General features: G+C 41.5%; 10 protein-coding genes. 6 read left to right on the top strand and 4 right to left on the bottom strand.

Annotation, left to right across the window (positions count from 1 at the left end):
• Positions 1 to 48 precede the first annotated feature (48 nt).
• On the top strand, positions 49 to 5,313 hold the full coding sequence (locus tag E2R66_RS11510; RefSeq protein WP_133230510.1) for a sigma 54-interacting transcriptional regulator: 5,265 nt from the start codon (positions 49 to 51) through the stop codon (positions 5,311 to 5,313).
• Between the two features lie 40 nt (positions 5,314 to 5,353).
• Here the strand turns inward: E2R66_RS11510 and E2R66_RS11505 are convergent, their stop codons facing one another.
• Together E2R66_RS11505 and E2R66_RS11500 are read right to left on the bottom strand one after the other, a co-directional pair.
• Positions 5,354 to 7,321 carry a sigma-54 dependent transcriptional regulator gene (locus E2R66_RS11505; protein ID WP_158288390.1) on the bottom strand — a complete coding sequence of 656 codons (1,968 nt, stop codon included), beginning with the start codon at positions 7,319 to 7,321 and terminating at the stop codon, positions 5,354 to 5,356.
• A 9-nt stretch (positions 7,322 to 7,330) separates the two neighbouring features.
• On the bottom strand, positions 7,331 to 8,230 hold the full coding sequence (locus E2R66_RS11500) for a sensor histidine kinase (protein ID WP_133230514.1): 900 nt from the start codon (positions 8,228 to 8,230) through the stop codon (positions 7,331 to 7,333).
• Positions 8,231 to 8,550: 320 nt separating this feature from the next.
• Here E2R66_RS11500 and E2R66_RS11495 point away from each other — a divergent pair, with 320 nt between their 5' ends.
• The 5 genes from E2R66_RS11495 (at position 8,551) to E2R66_RS11475 (ending at position 15,665) form a co-directional block, all read left to right on the top strand.
• Positions 8,551 to 10,041 carry a catalase gene (locus E2R66_RS11495; RefSeq protein WP_133230516.1) on the top strand — a complete coding sequence of 497 codons (1,491 nt, stop codon included), beginning with the start codon at positions 8,551 to 8,553 and terminating at the stop codon, positions 10,039 to 10,041.
• A 144-nt stretch (positions 10,042 to 10,185) separates the two neighbouring features.
• Positions 10,186 to 11,028, top strand: coding sequence for an oxidoreductase (locus E2R66_RS11490; protein WP_133230518.1), 843 nt, complete (start codon positions 10,186 to 10,188; stop codon positions 11,026 to 11,028).
• 122 nt (positions 11,029 to 11,150) lie between these two features.
• A complete protein-coding gene (locus E2R66_RS11485) occupies positions 11,151 to 12,374 on the top strand; it encodes a condensation domain-containing protein (protein WP_133230520.1) in 1,224 nt (407 codons plus the stop codon).
• A gap of 51 nt (positions 12,375 to 12,425) precedes the next feature.
• Positions 12,426 to 13,736 carry an alpha/beta hydrolase gene (locus tag E2R66_RS11480; protein ID WP_133230522.1) on the top strand — a complete coding sequence of 437 codons (1,311 nt, stop codon included), beginning with the start codon at positions 12,426 to 12,428 and terminating at the stop codon, positions 13,734 to 13,736.
• 1,362 nt (positions 13,737 to 15,098) lie between these two features.
• Positions 15,099 to 15,665 (top strand): hypothetical protein, encoded by a 567-nt coding sequence (locus E2R66_RS11475; protein WP_133230524.1) that lies wholly within the window; start codon positions 15,099 to 15,101, stop codon positions 15,663 to 15,665.
• 349 nt (positions 15,666 to 16,014) lie between these two features.
• Here the strand turns inward: E2R66_RS11475 and E2R66_RS11470 are convergent, their stop codons facing one another.
• Both E2R66_RS11470 and E2R66_RS11465 read right to left on the bottom strand, forming a co-directional pair.
• Positions 16,015 to 18,555, bottom strand: coding sequence for a tetratricopeptide repeat-containing sensor histidine kinase (locus tag E2R66_RS11470; protein ID WP_133230526.1), 2,541 nt, complete (start codon positions 18,553 to 18,555; stop codon positions 16,015 to 16,017).
• Positions 18,556 to 18,800: 245 nt separating this feature from the next.
• On the bottom strand, positions 18,801 to 21,155 hold the full coding sequence (locus E2R66_RS11465) for a histidine kinase dimerization/phosphoacceptor domain -containing protein (protein WP_133230528.1): 2,355 nt from the start codon (positions 21,153 to 21,155) through the stop codon (positions 18,801 to 18,803).
• Between the last annotated feature and the right edge of the window lie 99 nt (positions 21,156 to 21,254).

The raw sequence follows: 21,254 nt of genomic DNA, 5'->3' as shown, positions 1-21,254 counted from the left end.
GCATTTAAGTAATCAGCATTTATAAAGTTAAGTTTAAGCGCCTTTTATATGGCTATTCCAGTTCATCAGTCAAAACCTGAGCATTTAGCAACCGATGATTTTAAAATCAATGGAGAAAAATTGAATTCACCAGGCACTAAATTGAAAATTAGTGTTTTAGAAATAATTGAGCAAATCAGAGAAGACTCAGGAGCGGGGTATACCCAGATTATATACGATCCTGTCGGCGACTATAAATTCCGGAGTTCGTGTTTTTGCTGCAGCAAGAAAATTTTCGGTAATGCACTGCATTTATATCTGCAAAAATTTGCTGAGGAAGAAATAAAGGGGAACGCTTCTGCGGAATTTTCGACAGAGGGGCTGGAAAATCATTCCGGCAGTTTGCCTGCATTTGATGATTCCCTTACCCGCTTCCAATTTTTGCCGGTCTATTCAGCAACTAATCGTTATGGCGTACTGATTTTAGGATGTTACGAAAATCATGTAACAAGGCCCGTCCCAAAAATAACGATGACTAACCTTGTTGATTTACTCCGTTGTGAAAAGGAGCGACTTGTTGAAAGCAAAGAAAGGGTCTATAAACTAAATAAGGCTCTGATCAAGGTACAGGGACCTAAACTATTAGGAGATGTGCTGAAACATCAGATTAATCCGCTGTTTAACCTGAAGGATTCTGCCATAATCTATACAAGGGATGGCAAAGCTGCCAATGAGTATCATTTTTACTTTGCAAACGGCGGGCTCCTGAACGGAGACCAGACAGTAAAAACCGCTCACTCTCCAAATACCATTGGGGCTGACAGCTACAGGTATTTTTATGAAAAACTTCTGAGATCAAACGATTTAGAACCTTTTTTTAAATTAAACATTGACAGGTATGCTGATAAGGAAGACCTTCACCCATTTTTCAGCATTTTCCACAGGAACGGTTACCGGGAAGCGGTAATCGTAAATTTGCGGCGCGGCGCGGAAATGGTTGGTTTCTGGGTGATGATATTTAATAAAGGGCATAGTATAACCGATATGCCTGATGGGATACTGGATGCGGTTTCGATCCAGCTCGCTGCTACGGTTCACTGTGTAAATACATTTTTCCAGCTGGAAAGTACAAGGAGGGAAAATGAGGTGCTCCAGGCTCTTAACGTTGACCTTGCAGCCACCCGCGATAAAGGAAATTTACTTAATCTGATAAGGACCAGATTGCTAACGCTATTTCAATTTTCACATCATTTTATATGCAAAATCCATGATGATCAAATGACTGTAGGTCTGATGCTGTTGGATTCTCAGTCAAGATCCCAATATCATCCTTCTTATGAAACTGTTACACAAATGCATGTCAACATTGCAGACGGTGTGTTCAACAAGGCCCTGATGTCAAGTAAACCTGTAGTATTTGATCTTGAAAAATTAAACGAGCAGGGCCAGCTTCCGCTTTATCTGCAAATTAATTATGACTCGGGAATTAAGAAAATAGCGATGCTTGCATTACGGGTTGATTCCAGAATGATGGGCATATGGTGTGTCGCATTTACAGCAGAACAGCCTGTTCTGCCTCGCTTCCTGGAATTGCTCAGGACTGCCGGAGCTCCGATATCCATCGCCGTAGCCAATATCAGAATGAACGAATCACTCAAGCTCAGGGAAGCCGAGCGGGATAAACTGATGGATTTAAGTTCCGATCTGACAACGGTGAAAAGCAAGGAAGAATTCGTTGAAATTATTGAACCCTATCTCAGAAAGCTTTTTGCATTTAGTAACCTATCGATATTTGTTGACCAGGAGGACTATGAAAGCCGACCCTTTATCTATTTTTCTGACAGGCATACCGGCACGAATGTTAAAAATTTCAGTCTGGGGAACGATGTGCAGTTTAAGGGGGCACGGGTTTATTCCCAGCTTTTGGTGACAACAGATGTGCGGGTTATGGACATGGATAAATTTGCTGAAACAGCGGGTACATCAGCATTTTTCAGATCAGAATGTGAAGATGGAATCAGAACGGCCGTTTTAGTTGCATTGAGAAATGACAACAGGCAGATTGGAGTTCTCAGTTTATATCTTTCTGAAGGATGTGCTTTCAGCGAACCTCAGCTCCACTTGTTTAAAGAAGTGTCTTATCAAATTGCCAAGGCAGTTTCTAATATCCTTTACAATGAGGAAATAGCCCATCGAAAACGCGAAAATGAACTTTTACTTGCATTGAGCGAAGACATCGCTGCGGTCAGGGAAAAAGGCCAGCTTATTCAGGTAATCAATGAGCGGCTCAAGCCTATTCTTAAATTTACACATATTTCTTTAAGTATAAAGCGGTCAGATAATTGTGTCGTCCCGTTTCTAAACGATCCCGGATCAAAAGCCAGGGAGCACGTCGAGTACCAGCATTTGCAGCGTCAGGACATCAGTCAATGTCTTGATTTTATTAATTTTTTAGATGCCTCTCCTGTTCCTGTGATAATTTCCGAAAATCAAAACAATGATTTTGAAGTGATGCCCAAATTCGTTTCAGTTAACCTGGAAAGCGGGATCGAGGAAATACTTATTGCCAGGCTCTTCGACGGCGTCGCGGTTTTTGGATATTGCGTCCTGTTTTTCGATTCCGCCGGAACAGTTAAGTCGAATCAGTTTAGTTTTATCCAAGGGATTGCTAACCAGTTCTCAACGGCAATTTACAATATCAACGCCAATCTGGAAATTGCTGAAAAGCAAAAAGAAAATGAATTGCTTATTAGCCTGAGCAATGATTCATCCGGTTTAAGAAACTATTTTCAGCTGGTAAAGCTCGTATCCACCAAACTCAGAAGTGTTTTCAGGTTTAAATGCTGCTACATGGCCATGCTTGAGGAAGACGACAAATCCTACGAAGTGCTTTTACCCGAACATGATGTCGGAGAGCCATATTTCTGTTATGAACCTTTTCCCGAAGCGCTGCCGGGGACCATTAAGTACATACTGTCTGAAAACGATCAGCCGCAAATTATTGAGCGGACGGCGGCAAATGAAGTGTTTTGGAAAAGTGTTCTTCCTGAAAGTAACCTAAGAACGGCCGTAGTAACAAAGTTCATGCATGATAGTAAAATGCTTGCGATTTGGATTATGTTTTACCAGGAAGAAGCGGCAATAGATCCGGGGCCTTTGAAAATGCTCAAAGGTATAGGTGATCAGCTTTCGATCGCAATTGCTAACATCCGGATTAATGAAAGACTTGCAAATAATGAAAGGCAAAAAGGGTTATTGCTTTCATTGAGTACGAGGGTATCATCTGCGCGAAACCCCGTTGACCTGCTTAAAGTTTTAGCGCTTGAATTAAAAACAGTTTTGGGGTTTTCTCATGGCTCGATTGTTCTGTTTGATAACAAGGAAAAAACTTTTGCACTGCCCTGGGTATTGCCTTCTGAGTCCAAATCCAGCAATCATCCGAAATATAAAGATATAACGTCACTCACCCCTGTGTACGATGGTGTAGCAGATCTTGCGTTGAAATCTGATCAGCCGCTCATTATCGACATAGCCGCGTTTCCTGAACATGCGGATATGCCTTTATATATGCGTGTAAGTTTTGAATGCGGGATGACACATGTTGTATTCATTAAGCTTATCGTTAACGGCGAAATACTTGGATTTTGGGTTCTTTGGTATGACAGCAGGCCTGGCGGATCAGTTCGATATCTGGAATTGGTTGAACAGATAGCAAATGTGCTTGCAGTGCCAATCTCTAATATTTCTTTTAATGAACAAATTAATAAGCGGGAACAGGAGAAATCCAATCTGCTTGATTTTATAGGTGCCATAGCAGGTGTCAAGGAGAAGTTCGAACTGCGCAGAATATTTCATCACTACTTGAAAAATTTATGTTTTATAGAAGACATATGTCTGCATTGGTTTACTGATGATAAGAAGTATCAGTTTCGATATTTCTGGAATGAAGAATGCGGAAGCACCCCGGAAAGCGATCCGGAAAGCAGTATTCCGTTATTTTATCCCGTCGATGACATTATATACGGAAAGCTGAAAGCAAGCGGAACGGCGAAGCGATTTTCTATTGGCGAAATCCATGAATCTTGTGCTGCTCCGCCGTATTTATCTTTTTTTGAGGCTTGTTCCTTTACAGAATTTATCGGCGTGCCTTTGTTTAAAGGCAAAGAAATGGCGGGCATTTTATTTGTAAAGGAATATGACGCCAATATTGCCGATCAGCCACTGTTTAAAGGCCTTTGTGCTCAGCTTGCCATTGCCGTATCTGACCTGGTTACGACAGACAAGGTGGCGGAGCAGTTATCTGAAATCAATAGGTATAAAGAACGACTCGAAGAGGAAAAAATTTATCTCAAGCAGGAACTCGAAACATCTCATCACTACTCGGAAATCATTGGCGAAAGCCTTGAAATAAAGCAAGTATTTCAGAAAGTTTCCCAGGTGGCTTCTTCTGACAGTACTGTGCTGATTCTTGGGGAAACGGGTACTGGCAAAGAATTAATTGCGCGGGCTATTCACAATCATTCACTCCGCCAGAGTAAACTGATGGTTAAAGTAAACTGTGCCGCGCTTCCTGCGAATCTGATCGAGAGCGAGCTATTCGGCCATGAAAGGGGGAGTTTTACGGGCGCTACTGAAAAGAGAATCGGCAAGTTTGAACTTGCAAACGGCGGCTCACTTTTCCTTGACGAAGTTGGGGAACTTCCATTGGAATTACAGGTGAAATTTTTACGCGCGCTTCAGGAAAGGGAAATTGAGAGAATAGGGGGAAGAACCACGATTAAGGTTGATGTGAGGATTATAGCGGCGACTAATCGAAATCTGGAGAACGAAATCGCTGAAGGACGCTTCAGGAGTGACCTTTATTTCCGGCTGAGTACTTTTCCGATTACCCTGCCGCCTTTAAGGGACCGGAGAAATGATATTCCTGTGTTAGCAACGCATTTTGTTAATCGTTTTGGTAAAAAAACAGGGAAATCAATAGATACGATTAATCAGAGAGCCATGCAGGAACTGGTGGCATACAGCTGGCCTGGAAACGTTCGTGAACTTGAGCATCAGATAGAGAGGAGTGTATTGCTGGCAACAAGTAGTACGATCAAAACTGTCACACTTCCGGCGGGGAAAGCTGTAGCGCTTAATTCTGCTATATGCGAGGACTTTGAGACCACTCCAACTATAGACGAGCACGAACGTGCATTGATTTTAAGAACGTTAAAGCAATGCTTTGGAAAGATCAGCGGACCTAAAGGTGCTGCGGCTCTTCTTGGAGTGCCTTCCAGTACGCTTAATTCCAAAATGAAGAGACTCGGCATCAAAAAAAACTTTTTGCGTTAAGCGTGATGTAATTGAAGCTACTTGTTCGGCTTAACTTAACTTAATTATCCGTATCGAATTCTTTTTTAATCCCTAATTTTTTCATTCTGGAGTATAATGTCCCTGCAGGAAGACCAAGAATTTCAGCAGCACCGCCTGCTCCTGCGACTCTTCCCTGAACAGCCTTCAGAACATGAATGATGTGTTCCGCTTCGTTTTCGTCTAAAGTTTTAAGTTTACTGATTTTAAGAGCGGGCGGATCAATCGGTAATGAATTTAAACGGACTGCGGGCAGGCGGATAGACGTGATTTCTGTCCCGGAATTATCCAGAATACTTCTTTCGATTAAATGTTCCATTTCCCTTATATTTCCCGGCCAGTCATATGACTGCAGTGAATCCAGCGCATCTTTGCTTATATTGTGTTTCTGGCGACCCATTCTTTCAGTAAATTTCTGCATAAAGTATTCTGCAAGGAGAGGAATATCCTGCAATCGCTTTCTTAGCGGCGGAACCTCAATAGGGAAGACATTTAAGCGATAGTATAAATCTAAACGGAAACGACCTTCGGACACTTCTTTTTCCAGATTTCGGTTTGTTGCAGCCAATACTCTGACATTTATTTTAGTGGTCTTGCTGCTACCTACCCGTTCAAATTCCATTTCCTGGAGTACGCGCAGCAGTTTTACCTGTGCAGACAAAGGCAATTCTCCTATCTCATCCAGAAAAATCGTACTGCCATCTGCCTGTTCAAATTTGCCGATGCGTTTTTCAAATGCCCCTGTGAATGCTCCTTTTTCATGGCCGAAGAGCTCGCTTTCAACTAAGTCCAGTGGTAATGCAGCACAGTTTACAATAATCAATGGCTTGTTTTTTCTTGGGGAAAGTTTATGAATACATTGAGCTACGCGTTCTTTACCCGTTCCGCTCTCGCCAGTGATAAGCACTAAGGTACCTGAAGGCGCAACGATTTCTATTTTATCAAGAACTTCCAGCAGTGCGGGGCTTTTACCGATGATACCATCAAATTTTTTAATGCCCGTGTGACCTGACATAATCTGCCCCGAAACAATTCCGGCCGTTTGAGATTGTCTGACCGCCGGTACTACAGGCGGACTAATGAGTGTTTTTTCGAATAGTTGCGCAAAGGAGCTTTTTGTACGTTCCAAAAGCGATAACTGTGTTTTTGAATAACCGTCCGGTCTTTTGCTATAAAACGAAATTTCTACAGGTCCGGATTTTTCAATGGGGACATGGAAATTTAATTTTGAGTTTAAATTATAAGAAGAGCTTAGACGTTTCTCCCAGATATCATCCATCAGAGACCTTTTAAAATTGATCTCATTCAAATAAAAATTTGAATCATGCTGAGCGTCCCGAATTCTAATTCCGGATTCACTTGTGCTGAATGAAATCCGGCTATGGAGTTCCCTGTCGTCGAGAAGTTCATATTCATCAAAGCCGGTTCGAATGAAGTTATGGCTTTTTGATTTACTGTTTCCTTTAGCTCTGAAACATATACGCATAAAATCGAACGGAATAAATGACTGAAAGAATCCGGGCAGCTGAATAATTTTGTTATTTGCCTCAGTTTCCGATATGATTATCACTTCCAGCTGTTTTTTCCAAATCAGCTCACGCTGAGCGAAAAGGTCTAAGTTGCTCTGGTGTTTCTGACGGGCAATATCCAGCATGATTAGCAGATCCTTTTCTCTAAAAGGTTTTACAAGAAAGCCGTAGGGCTGTGTCGCTTTTGCCGATTCCAGAACACTTTGGTTAGTATTAGCAGATATGTAGATGAAACCGATATTTTTTTCTGTTAAGATGGGGGCCAGGTCTGTTCCCATTGAGCCGTCCTGTAAAAAGATGTCAAGCAATACCCACGTTGGAAGAGACTTCTCAATTATCTTCTTTGCTTCCTCAACCGAAGGGGCAATTCCGCAAATCTGATAACCGGCTTTTGCCAGCTTTAACCGCAGGTCATTTGCCACGATAAACTCGTCTTCTACAATGAGAATATTTTCTTTCATAGCTGTCATTTATTTCCCTTCATCAATATTAGCAAATTTTAAAGTCAGCGACAATCCGTTTTCGCCGATCAGCTGACATTCGCCTCCCAGCTGACGGCCAAGACCTATAATCAGATTCGTACCCAGGGTACTCGCCTCAGCCGGGTCAAAAGACTTCGGAAGACCTACCCCGTTGTCCGAAATAGCAAGAATAAATCTTTCGTCGTCCAGTTGCTTTACCGCTATTTTAATTTTACCTTTTCCTGAATGCGGGAATGCAAATTTAATAGCATTGCTCACTGCTTCATAAATGATCAGGCCGAGCGGAACAGTTGTTTCAATTCTGAGATATACTTCCTCTATACCGGCATCAAACTGAATATTTTCATTTAAATTATATTCATCCTTCAGATAGTCGAGGAGGCTTCCGACGTACTGCTGCAAGTTTACTTTGGAGAGAAGTTCTGACTGATACAGGCTATGATAAGCAAGTGATATCGTGTAAAGACGCCTTTCTGTGCTTTTGATCGTTTTTTGCACATTCTGGCCGCCCAGATAGGCAGATTGTGTGCTGAAAAGACTGCTGATAATCTGAAGATTATTTCTGACACGATGATTAATTTCGCCCATCAGCCATTCCTTTTCTGTATTGCGTTCTGCAAGCATATTCTCTTTCTTTTGAAGCTCTGACTGAAGACTGCTTATTAACAGTTCATTAAACCGAAATTTATGCCTGATATATATTCCGGTAATAATCAGTATCAACAGGAATAGAATTGCCGGGACAGCGGTGCTGACTGTCAGGACCGGATACTTTTTGTTAAGTATGATCGTGTTTGGAATGAATATCGAAAAGGTTTGTTGCAACGTCAATTCCGGATTAAAAAAATTAGTAAAATGCAATAGCGAATAAAAAATACCTTTTCTCATTTCTCTCTCTCTTTCCTGAATTCCTTAAAAAATTTTCTCGGGACAGCACCTGCACGACAAGGTGAGTGCCAGTTATTTAATATACTGATTTATAGCATTTTGCGTGTTTTTATTGGGTTTTGAGGAGACGATATTTCGCATTATCTCCATAGACGGAGTCGAATATGCTCCTAAATATTCCCCGATAATGTCTTTATTATTTAGAAAGGCAGCGGAAACGAAGCCGGTAAGGTTGTGAAACATACCATAAAATGCTTGAAACAGCCATTGAAGCAGTCTGCCGGTCACGTTACTTTTGGTAATAATCAAACGCAACAAAAATGAAAAATCTGACAACTGCCTCCGGCATACCATATTTGCATCATGAGGACACCCAGAGCGCCGGCCCGCGCGGTCCCTTATTACTCCAGGATTTTATACTTCATGAAAAGCTGGCTCATTTTAACAGAGAACGCATACCGGAACGCATAGTTCACGCCAAAGGTTCCGCAGCATACGGGACTTTCACGGTAACACAGGATATTACGGCTTATTCGAAAGCAAAGCTTTTCGGAGCGATTGGCAGGCAGACCAAGGTGCTTTTGCGCTTTTCAACGGTTGGCGGAGAAAAAGGCTCCGCGGATACGGAACGTGATCCGAGAGGTTTTGCCGTGAAGTTTTACACCGAAGACGGAAACTGGGACCTGGTAGGAAATAATACGCCTGTATTTTTCATAAAAGACCCTAAAAAGTTCCCGGATTTTATACACACCCAAAAACGTGACCCTTTTACAAATTGCAAAAGCGCGACAATGGTTTGGGATTTTTTCAGCCTGAATCCCGAATCATTGCATCAGGTGTTATTTTTGATGAGCGACAGGGGGACCCCGCATGGCTTTCGCCATATGCATGGTTTTGGCAGTCACACTTATACTTTGATCAATCATAAAGATGAAACCGTTTATGTAAAATTCCATTTTAAAAGCTGCCAAGGCATTAAGAATTTTACTTCTGCAGAAGCAAAGCTGATGAGAGGCGAAGATCCTGATTTTGCGCAGCGAGATCTTTTAAATGCAATCGAGGATGGAAATTTTCCGAAATGGGTACTTAAGATTCAGTTGATGACTGCTGAGCAGGCCGGTTCAAATGCTTTTAATCCATTCGACCTTACCAAGGTATGGAGTCAGAAAGAATACCCTTTGATAGAAGTTGGAGTTTTAGAGTTAAACCAGAATCCGGATAATTATTTCGCTGAGGTAGAGCAGGCTGCATTTTCTCCGTCAAGAATTGTTGATGGTATTGGTTATTCACCGGATAAAATGCTGCAGGGGCGTATACTGGCTTATCCTGATGCCCAGCGCTACCGTCTTGGAGTAAATTTCGAACAGTTGCCTGTCAATCGCTGCCCCTTCATCGTTAACAATTATCAGCGTGACGGGTCAATGAGGGTGGATGACAATGGTCGCCGGTCGCCGAATTACTTTCCGAACAGTTTTGATGACATCAGGCCCGACCCGGCTTACAGAAGACCTGCGGAACCAATTGTCCATCCTGTAGCAGACTGGTTTGACAGAAATGGCGAAGGTGAAAATGACCATTACAGCCAGCCCGGAATATTCTACCGGGATGTATTATCTCCGGAGGATAAGAAACATTTGATCGCAAATATTGCAGAATCTATGCGTCAGATAGAAGGACCCTTAAAGGATGAAATTACAAATCGCCAGTTCTGTCATCTTTTCCGTGCGGATTTCAATTTGGGAATGGGCGTCATGAATGAACTCGGCGTAAGCGCGGATAAAATGGCAGAGCATTTACAGCCAAAAGGCTGAATGAATTTTTAGTCTTTTGAAAGGCGATAAGAAGAGCTGCTGACGCAGAAAATGACATAACGCTGGTTCATGTGTTTGGAGCAGTTTGTCAGCGTTACCTCTTTTGAATATGTCGAATTAAATTTTGTGTTAAATACTTAAGAAATGAAAAAGGGAAAAGTGATAATGATTACCGGGGCCTCGAAGGGATTCGGTTTTGAAATGGTCCGTGCCGCTCTCGCTAATAACGACAGGGTGATAGCAACAGTAAGAAAGGAACCGGAAAAATTATATCAATCTTTCGATTATAATCCCGATTTATTCATAGTTACTATGGATGTGACCCGGGAGGACACTGTTAAAACGGCCGTTCAGAGTGCACTTGGCCGGTTTGGCACAATAGATACATTAATCAATAATGCGGGTTACGGTTTGATAGGCGCTGTGGAAGAAGCATCAGATGCCGAAGTCAGAAAACAATACGATACAAACGTTTTTGGATTAATAAACGTGATTCGTGCAGTGCTGCCGGTTATGCGTCAAAATAAATCTGGCCACATTATAAATATTTCATCATTATTCGGATATGATGCCGTGGCGGGGTGGACAATATATAGTTCAACCAAGTTTGCAGTTGAAGGAATTTCTACCGGACTGGCTAAGGAGTTATCACCATTAGGCATTCGTGTAACGGCACTGGCACCGGGTTTATTCAGCACAGATTTTCTGGGGAAAAGTTCGTTTTCTGAAAGTAAACGTATCATACCGGAGTATGCGGAAACTGTCGGACAGGTCAGACAAAGGATAAGCGGGCATCATGGAAACCAGCCGGGAGATCCCAGGAAACTGGCTGAACTTGCAATCTCCATTACGCATATCGATGAACCTCCGCTGCACTTATTAGCAGGGAAAGATGCTATAGATTGGGTTCAAAATGCCGCCGCGAAAACCGCCGATGAAATCGAAAAATGGCGGGACATATCAAGCAGCATGAACCATGATCTATAGAACATGGTCTATCTTGACATGCATAGTTTACGGTGCTGTATGCTGTTCACTTAAATAATCATGATTAGTCGTTCCTAAGGTCAATCTGAATATAACTAAATAACCTTTTTAATAGAATCAATATGCCGGATTTAAAGGGCAGGCCCTTTGGCGCAGTTGAAAAATTATACCTGGCACTGGATGAGATTGCCGTTAAAACGTTTGCGCTAGTTGCTGAACTTGATAATAGAATTCCTGATGAGGCTGTCGGCCCTGCATTTGAAGCGCTTGCAAGACAGCATGCCCAGCTCAACTACAGAATTGCGGAAGACAGTCATTTTCAATTTTGGTTTTTAAACTCGCATGACAGGTTAATTCCTTACAGGATCATCCCGGCTGGTGATGACCGGGCCTGGACAGCTGTGTTAGCTGAAGAACTGATTAAACCATTTGACCTGTCCAAAGCGCCACTCATCAGAATAATAATCCTGCAAAAGCAATATAAATCCATACTTATGATACTTTCCCATCATAGTTTGGGCGATGGGATATCAGCATATTTCCTAATGCAGGATTTTTTGAAAATCCTTTCGGGCCTCAAGCTTGATTGCCTTACGTTGCCAAAGTCTATGGATGGATTATTGGAGGAAGTAACAGAGCAGGAATCATATTTTATTCCTGCATCTTCGGGAACGCTGCGGGAAAGAAGTTACAATAATTCGGTTCGTATTTTCATAGATAAAGTACAATTATCTGAAGCGTTAACTGCGTCAATTCAGCAGCGCTCAAGAGCAGAAGGCACAACCGTTAATAGTGCTTTAAATGCGGCTGTAGCGATTGCTTTGAATAAGCTTAGCGAAGTGCCTTACGACAGACCGCTTGTTGCGCGCTTGCCGGTGTCGGCCCGGAACGTGCTGGGCTTACAGCGCGAGTTTGTGCTAAATGTTATTACGAAAAATGTCAGTATGCAACCTGTAAATGATGACAATTTTTGGGTGTTTGCACGATGGATTGGTTCAGAATTGAAAAGCGCGGCATCAATAGATGAGGTGAAAGCTTACGTCAGATATTTTAGAAACGCCCTTCTGCAGCCTGTAGCGTTTTCTCATATCGTGAAAGGTGTTGAAGAGAGGATCCAAACTGATTTCATGCTGAGCAATTTAGGCCGGGTTCAGGAGGATGCAAGTGGAATATATCAAATCAAAACTTTGTGGGGACCAATAGTTATTTCCGGAACCGGGGCAGAGCAAACAGTGGGAGCGGTAACGATCGGGGGAAGGCTGTCTATGACGAATACGAGTTTTTCGCATTTGCCCGGATTACTCAAAGAAACGGTTGATATATTGGCCGGAGCTGTAAAACAATAAGGCTATGGTCTGACTTCAGGCCGCTGCTTATTTACCATTAATACCATTAAGATGTTCGATCGTAAAGGAAAATCCAAAGTAAAAGCATTTCTGCTTTATTTAATTAAAATAATCGCAGCAGGATTATTTTGGCTTATAACTTATTTAATGCTGATAGTTATCAGTAATGGTGCCCAGCATGGCACTATCGCAGCATTAGGCGCGGGATTAACAGCAGGAGTTAACCTAGCGATATTTATCGAAAAGAAAATAATTCAGCGCGGGACGCAGCGATACATCATGATATTTTTATTCTCGATATTTATCATCTTTATCGTACATACGGCCATTCCGGTGGCTTCGGATGACAATCCGAAACGAGCGCCTGATTTTAAAGAAGTGCCGACGAGATACTGGCATTTAAAAACGGGAAGTGACATTGCATACTATAAAATAGCAGCAAAGAAAGGTTCATTAAAAAAATCGACGCCGATAATTTTTCTACACGGCGGCCCGGGAGCTTATGTAAGGAAACTGGACCTGGATTTTTTTAAATCATTTGCGAGTGATGGATATGATGTTTATTTATACGACCAGGCAGGTGCCGGAAGAAGCGGATTGCTGTCTAAGTCCGAGTATTCCCACAATCGGAATATGCGCGACTTTGCAGCGATTACTGATGTCATCCATGCCGATCAGTATATCGTTATAGGGCAGTCTTACGGAGGTTCGCTTTTGGCAGATCTGGCGTCAGACAAGAATACCTTTGGTCGCATATATAAAGCCATATATGTGGAGCCGGGAGTAACGGTTCCGTCCTCCAGTCCAATTGTTTTCGCGAAGTCTCCTAATGCACTTGCCGGAGATGTCAGTCTTCCGATCAGAATCATCATTGGTATGATGATTAACCCTAAAGGCGGGTTTACTTCTCAAAATGAGGTGATTAATTATCTTGCAGGCCATCCGGACCTCGTTCAAAAGCTTTTTCTCCAGTCTTTTCCAAGAAAGGACGCTGAGAGAGTCCCCAAAGTCGAACCCAATGTGATTAATTTTTCAGTGGTTGGAATCATACAGCCGCAAATCACACTACTTAACAAAGATCTCAAAACCCCGTTTGAGCGTTATCGGGTAAGATCGATGTTAATGCTTGGCGGAAGCTCTTATATAGAAAGAAATGCTCCGCTTGATCTTTTGCGCGTGAATCCGAATATAGAAAGAGTACAATATTTCAGGAATACCGGGCATATCTTATGGAACGGTCTGGATGATAATGACAAGCAGGTAAAAGCCTCCATTGATGCATTCCTGAATGACATGGCGCCTGCATTACCGGATTTTCCCAGGGTAAAGGATATACAAAAATTCATAAAGGAGGGCATGTAGGAGCTTCTACTGCAAAAAATCAACTGCTGAATTTGCTCATTTACATGCCGTGTCAAAGGTCTGGGGCAGACTGCGGCAAGGTTGAATGAAACCACAGCATTCACGATCAGCAATTTTTGAACTGCTCTGTAGTCGTCTTCGCAATCCTTTCATCATTATTATTTGAGGAATCGATTATTATTATTATTATTATTTGAAAGCTATCAGTTATCTTTTCATAAGTATTATTCCCACGGTTATTGATTCTTCGGCGTTAATAAGAATAATTTTAATTGTTTTTATAAAAATTATTCCGGAGCCGGAAGCATTTATACGATTTTATCGGAGTTCATCCTGGTCCTGAAGACAGGCATGCATGTCAATACCCAAATCGTCAAATCAGTTTAATGTTTACGTTGAATCAAGGCATGGAAAAACTCTTTGCTGTTTCTTCGATGGCCCACTGGCCTTTTATCATATATAAGACAATTATGTACTGAGTAAGCTCATCAAAATCTACAGATTGTTTTCATGTAACACACTTCTGCCTTCCAGCAATCCCAGATTATTAAATCGTCCTATTAGCGAAACTTCCGATATGGCGTATTGCTGAGGGCGCCGGATACTTTCTACAGGCCCGGCCGATTATGACACGCGGGTTATTTCAGGAACATTTATGATGTATAAATCAACAGGTATTATATTCAGAGCATTAGTTTGATGTTTCAGATTTACCGCTAAAATATATCCGTCTTAAATGAAATTCACCGTAGCTGCGACAGGGCCGGCTATAAAATCTACGCCGGTGAGACCTTTAAACTTCCGGCAGAAAAGGCTTAATTAAATTCCCAGGTTTTAGAACAGCATAAAAAGCATCTGCAGCTTTCTCTGCACCAGCGTCAAATAGATTGTGAAGTTAAGTTTTCGATTGGCGCGGGAAACGCTAAATACTTATATCTCGTTGAGTCTCTCGCCAAAATTCGATATTTCGCATTATAGCCACGTGCTTTTTTTCGCAAGTTCTTTATAATCAAGCTTTTAAAATATGGCATGTGCTATGTATCTGCTATTATACATTGGACATGTTTAATGATCCGGGCCGTAATTTCAGAGCGATGAGTACGATACAAGTATTAACCAGCATTAAGAGCAGACAGGAGCGAAAGGTTAAAGGAAAGTTCAAATCCGGTTTTTTTCGGATTGCTTTTTTTAATACTTCACCCGGGTGGAGAAAAAACGGATCCGGGCGGCAATTACGCGATTTTGTAAAAGGAAGGATGCTTGCCGTTTTTCTTTACGTCCAGGAAGTCTTTTTAATCATCTATAAATAATGGTCCTGCAATTCGTAATCAACAAATAATATATAACAATTAAACAACTACTATGAAAACTTCATTAAAAAGTTCAGTTCTTTTCGTGTCACTATTGGGTCTTGTCACTGCAGCAAAAGCCCAGGAAGAGCCTAAGTCCAAATTGAAAAACGGCATTATCTATAGTGCCGGGGTAGAATCGGGGTTAACTCTGGGAAACTTTAACGATAAGTATAAATGGAACCTGGGCGGCTCTTTGCAGGCAGACATCCCCGTCGCTGCAAACTGGTATATAACTGCGAACGCGGGATACAATAATTTTTTTGGAAAGGATAACAACACTGACCTTCACCTTATTCCGGTAAAGGCTGGTATCAAATATTTTCCTGTCGGCCTGTTTTATGTACAGGCGGAAGGTGGTGCCGCCTTTGCTGTAAATAAATCAGATGTTGAATATGAAAGGACGGCTGCATTTATCTATTCGCCACAAGCTGGCCTGAAGTTTCCTTTGGGCGGCAGTAACAGTTTCATAGATGCAGGGGTTCGTTATGAGGCGTCTACCAAGTTCGCAAAGAGCGTAAACAGCAGTAAAGTCAATTTTTTGGGCGTGCGTGTTGCTTATGCATTAGCCACTAAATAGGCAGCATTGATAAATTGAAAGCAGGGCTGAGGGCGGATAACACCGCTCTCAGTTACCGGCTTAATAGCAGGAAAAGAATAACTAAACCTTCATTAAAATGGAAAATTTCGTTTATTATATTACCCACGCCACCTTATTGATTTGCCTTTTTTTACTCATTTACGTGATTGCCTTTTCCGGTAAAGAAGTGAATGATCACTCTGAAATATGGTAACCATCGATATAAAAAGGGCAGCTTTTCCATAAGCTGGTTGCTGAACTATATCGTTTTGGTCAGGCGATTGCAATCACTGATGAGCAGACGGGAGCGAGGATAACTATGAAAAAGCTGCGTTTATAAGATATGCCTTTAAACAATGGTTAATTTGGGGAGCAATTGAAATTTTAAACGAATTGATGTGCCTGAACCATTGCTAACTTCGAGTGTGCCTTTCAGCTGGGCACTAAGACCGAGCATCATTTCCATTCCAAGCGAGTTCGCTGCGCGCACATCAAAATCCCGGGGCAGACCTTTACCGTTATCTGAGATACTTATCTCAACGTCATCCGATTTAATTCGCCTGAGTACAATAGCTATTTCGCCGCCAGTTTTATTAAAAGCATACTTTATCGCATTTGTAATGGCTTCGTTTAAGATAAGGCCTACCGGCACAGCCTGTGAAAGATCAATATTTATTTGTTCGATTCGCTGATTAAATGTAATCCGCCGGGTGCTGGTGTCAAAACTTTCTCCTAAATGTGTTACCAGATCATCAATGTAGGCAGGCATATGAATGCTGGCCAAGTTGTCACTGGCATAAAGTTTCTGATGAATCAGAGCAATCGACTGCACCCGGTTTTCGCTTTGGAGAATAGCCTCCCTTGCATGGTCGTTCTGCATATAAAAGGATTGTGTACTCAGCAGACTCATGACTATTTGCAGGTTGTTTTTTACCCGGTGGTGTACCTCTTTGAGAAGCCAGTCCTTTTCTTTTAGGAAAATCTCTTTTTCCGAAAGTAAGCTCTGCAGTTCCCTGTTTTGATGGTTAATCTCAAGCTGCTGCGCGTGAAGTTTCTGGTTACTTCGCTGTTTTATGCGGTAAGCAGCAAACGCCGTAACTGCCAGAAGCAAGAGCGTAGCCGCACCGCCCAGAATGACATTTCTTAATGTCGCTGCCCGCATTAGTTCGGCCTGCTGCGCCCTTTGTTTACTTTCCAGTAATTTAATATCTTTTTTATTTTGCTCAGTCTGGTAACGAATACTTAATTCGGCAATCTGATTGTTTCGTGTTATACTGTTGATCGAATCATACATTAATTTGTGACGTTCAAAATTCCGGATTGCAAGAAGGTAATTTTTCTGTGCTGAATCTGCTTTAAAGAGGAGTTTATAGGTATCCAGCTCTTGTTGTGCGTCAAAATATTGAGGATTGACAAGTGATTGCTTAAGGTACTTTTTTGCTTCCTTATATTGTCCACGTTCTGCATAAAATCGTCCCATTAAATATAAGGCGCCGCTTCCTGTAACATTTATTTCATGGCCGTGCAGGTATTTGCCATTTTCGATTTTAACAGCATTGTCAATTGCAAGCATCTTTTTGTAATATGCTTCGGCTTTATAGTAGTCGCCAATTAGCCTGTAAAGGTCACCGTAGGAGGAATAAAAAAGCTGCTTTTGGCTTAGATTTTGGGGCGGATGAAACCTGATGTACCGATTCAAGGATGACAGCGCCTCCCGGGGTTTTCCCCCTTCGCTTTCAATATGGGCCATTCGATAAGCTGATACATAAGCAATTCCGCTTTTTTGCGCCAGCTGAAAGTCCAGTAATATTTGATAATATTTCAAACCCTTCTGATAATCTCCAAGTGCAGCATAAGTTTCCCCGAGAGACCTGTAAACCATCATGCGCCTTTCATCATATGCTTCCGGAGTCTGCAGCGCTTTCAGAGCAAAACGGAGCGCCTGATGGTACTGGGCGGTGAATCTATAATATTCTGCAATTAAATAATAGGTCCTTCTGGAAATCTTTTCATGTATACTTTCGAAAACAGATAACATTTCCCGGAACTGTTTTCCTGCCAGCTCGGTTCGGTTATGATTGGCATTAACTACTGCAAGGTCTCTCAATCCATACCCGGCGCTTTTTTTATCTCCGGTCATAAAATAACGGTTTATTGCCATCTCGTGACAATGAATGATAAAGGGATAAGAGTCTTCATTTTCAGGAAACTGGTGTGCTATAAAAGACCAGTTTCGTGCTTCGGCCGCATAGTCTCTTTTCTTATGGAGTGCATTAATGTTATCGAGTAATATCTTTCGGGCCTGGCTAATTTCGCCTTTTGATAAGTAAAATCCGGACAGGAGCATCCGGCATTCGTTTAAACATCGGTCAGAACGTATCTTTGCACTTAGCGAGGTTGCCTCTGCTATCAATGGATATGCCTTTTCCAGTTCCTTAGGGTCAGAAGCCATTTCGGCGGTGTAGTGTTCAGCCATAACGAGAAGCAACCGGATTTTTTCTTCGCCGAATGTTCTGTTCAGGAACCCGCCGACCATTTCCGGTCTGTTACGTAACATATAAGTCTTGCACAACATAAATGCGGCCTCGTTAGTTCCGTTTACATATTTCAGAGAATAACTTAGCTCATACGCTTTTTTTGCCATAGTCATACATGTATCGAGGGCCGGACCTGATATTTTTTGCCGGTGCCAGTAAATGTGTGAGGTTTTAAGCAGCAGTTTGACCTGGTTAGTATCCGGAGACATGTTATTCAGTTTTCTGAGGAGGGGAGCCGGATTAGTTTCTTCCTCCTGTATTACTGTAAGCCGCGGTTCCGTGTTTTGCGCGTGGGACAGCATGCGGTTCATCAGTAAGATTAAAATTACTGTAAAGAAGTTTTTTGTAGTCATGTTCGGGCAGTAATCCGGTACGCTACTGTTTATCTCAGAGGCGGTTAAACGCCAAATGAAGCTTACACTTCAGTGCGATCAGCAGATTGTACCTGAGCCTGAAAATACGATGAGACTTCTGGAAAATAAATGTATGGATCAGGTATTTTGTGGTATATTTAGATGGATACTGGTAGAGCAGAAGTTATATACAAATTTGCAGGAGTTATTTAGTGCCATATTTGTTTGTATGCCCGGGGGCAGCTTTAGACACGTGACAGAAATTGTTTTTCCTTTACCGGAAATTTTACGGAAAGCTGGAGTCCGTTGTCGTTAATTACTTCGAAAGATCCGCCTATCTGCGTGCCAAGTCCTTTCATTATAACCATTCCAAGAGAATTTACTTTTTCAAAGTCAAAATCGTCTGGCAAACCTTTGCCATCGTCTGAAATAGTAAGAATATGATTTACATTATCTGATTTTACCATGGAAATAACAATTGTTCCGCCCATTTCAATGAATGCATATTTTATAGCATTTGTAATTGCCTCATTCAAAATCAATCCAACAGGAACAGCGAGATCTATATCCAGATCGATCTCATCAACAATCGTTTTGATAGAAATGTTGCGTTTAGAAACGTTGAAAATATTCTCAAGATCTGCAACCATATCAGTAATATAAGGGTGCATCTGAATACTCACTCCCCCTGTTTCATGATAAATTTTTTGATGAATGAGAGCAATCGCCTGTAGTCGCTGTTGACTGTCCTCCAAAGCTATAACGGCATCTTCACTTTCCAGATACTCCAGCTGCGTACTCAATAAACTCATGACGATCTGCAGATTGTTCTTAACGCGGTGGTGAACTTCCTTTAAGAGTGTATCTTTTTCAAAAAGTAATATCTCTTTTTCTTCGATCAATGTTTCTTTTTCCTTCAGTAAAACTTGAAGGTCTTCGTTTTGCTGATCGATCTTGTTCTTTTTATTCGTTAGTAAACGACTGGTTTTAATCTTATTTCTAACGCTGATAATTGTAATGCCGGAAATTATTAACAAAATAAGTATGCCGGATGCAATGATATTCCTCTGGAGATTAGCCCTTTGTTCTTGCGCCAAATTAAACCTGTTTCTTGCGGCCAGTAATTTGATCTTATTTTGTGTTTGTCTGTTTTCGAATGAGAGCTCCTGTTTACTTATCTGCTGGCTTTTTTTTACATTAAAAATCGAATCATTCAAGCGCTTATAGATTTGATAATACTGCAACGCAGCGAAATATCTGCCTGCTGCAGAATCAACCTTTGACTGTAAAATAGCTATTTTACTTCTTTGCAATGGTGATACATGCGGCGGTTTAGCTTTCAGATCATCTAAATATCGCTCAGCTTTTTTGAATTGCTTAATTGAAACAAAAAAGGCGCTTATACTTTGATAAGCGAAGTACCTGTATTCAGAATTCAGACGTTTCGGATCCATTCTTTCATAATGTTCAATGACAAGCCGATAATAAGCCTCAGCCCTTTTATAACTATGCATTGCAGCGTAAATTTTGCCGAACAACTGGTATACATCTATTTTCTGGACTGCGTCAGGAGGCGTTTTTTCAACTGTTTCTTTTAAAATTCTAAGTGCCTCAAATGGCTTGTCCTGCTTCAAAAGACTAGGCACAAGATTATCTAAACTATAAGTGTAATCTTTTTTTAGTTTTAGGGAAATTAACAGCTGTTTTCTTGCATAGAATTCACTTTTTGCAATATTTCCTACCTCGCGGTATAAACCTGACAGGCGAAAAAACAGAGCCTCTTGCCGGATGTCTGAAAAATTTTCAGGATGCTTTTGCAAAATCTCTAAATTCTCCAGTGCGTAATGAAGTTCTGCTTCAAAATCACTTCTCAATGAAGCGATAAGCGCAAGCCAGTCCAGGACTATCCCATCGTCGGCTCCGTAATACTTCAATTGTTTAAAACCATTGTGAATGGCTAAAAAACTTACCTCAGCCTCAAGGTACTTCCTCTCATTTACCAAAACTATTGCCTTGCCAATGTTGATCTCTATTATCTTAAATTGATTTCCTGTCTTTTTATAAAGATCCTTAGCCCTTTCATAATAAGCTAGTCCTTCTGACTGATACTTGTTTAATTTGTTATTAACCAGATATCCGCCAAGCAGTTCCCAGGAATTTGCCTCCATATTCTGCGCGCCAGTTCTCTGGTAGAACTTTATCGTTTCTTGCAAAATGCGCCGTCCCGCGTCTATATTTCCAGTCTCTAAATGGTATACGCCGATGCTAACTAGTATTTTATAATGCCATTCATCAGATCTTATTTTATCGCTTGCATTAATTGCTCGCTGAAAAAAAGTTATTGCACTGTCCAGATCACTTTTTTTTTCGCCCGGCAAATAAAGATAATGATTGCCTAATTCATAAAGTAACCTTACCCTGTTCGTATCAGACCCGGCGTCTTTTAATGCGGCAAGTAAAACAGCTTTTGAATCCCCCGGGGATTTTTGGCAAAAAGCAAAGGGCATAGCGCAAAACAACATAAAGGAGACGAATAAACTCCTTAAAAAAGCCACCTGTATTTTCCCGGAATTAGAAATAAATGCGTTGTCAAAAGCCATTTTTTATAGATGAACTAACTCTTTAATAAATGTAAGATATATCATTAGAGCCCTGGTAAACTACACCTAATTGCCGCCTTCCACAGGGGGGATGGTTGG

This window comes from Mucilaginibacter psychrotolerans (assembly GCF_004519315.1).
GTDB lineage: Bacteria > Bacteroidota > Bacteroidia > Sphingobacteriales > Sphingobacteriaceae > Mucilaginibacter > Mucilaginibacter psychrotolerans.
The sequence above is the reverse complement of the archived record's forward strand: the minus strand, read 5'-3'. Positions and strand labels throughout refer to the sequence as shown.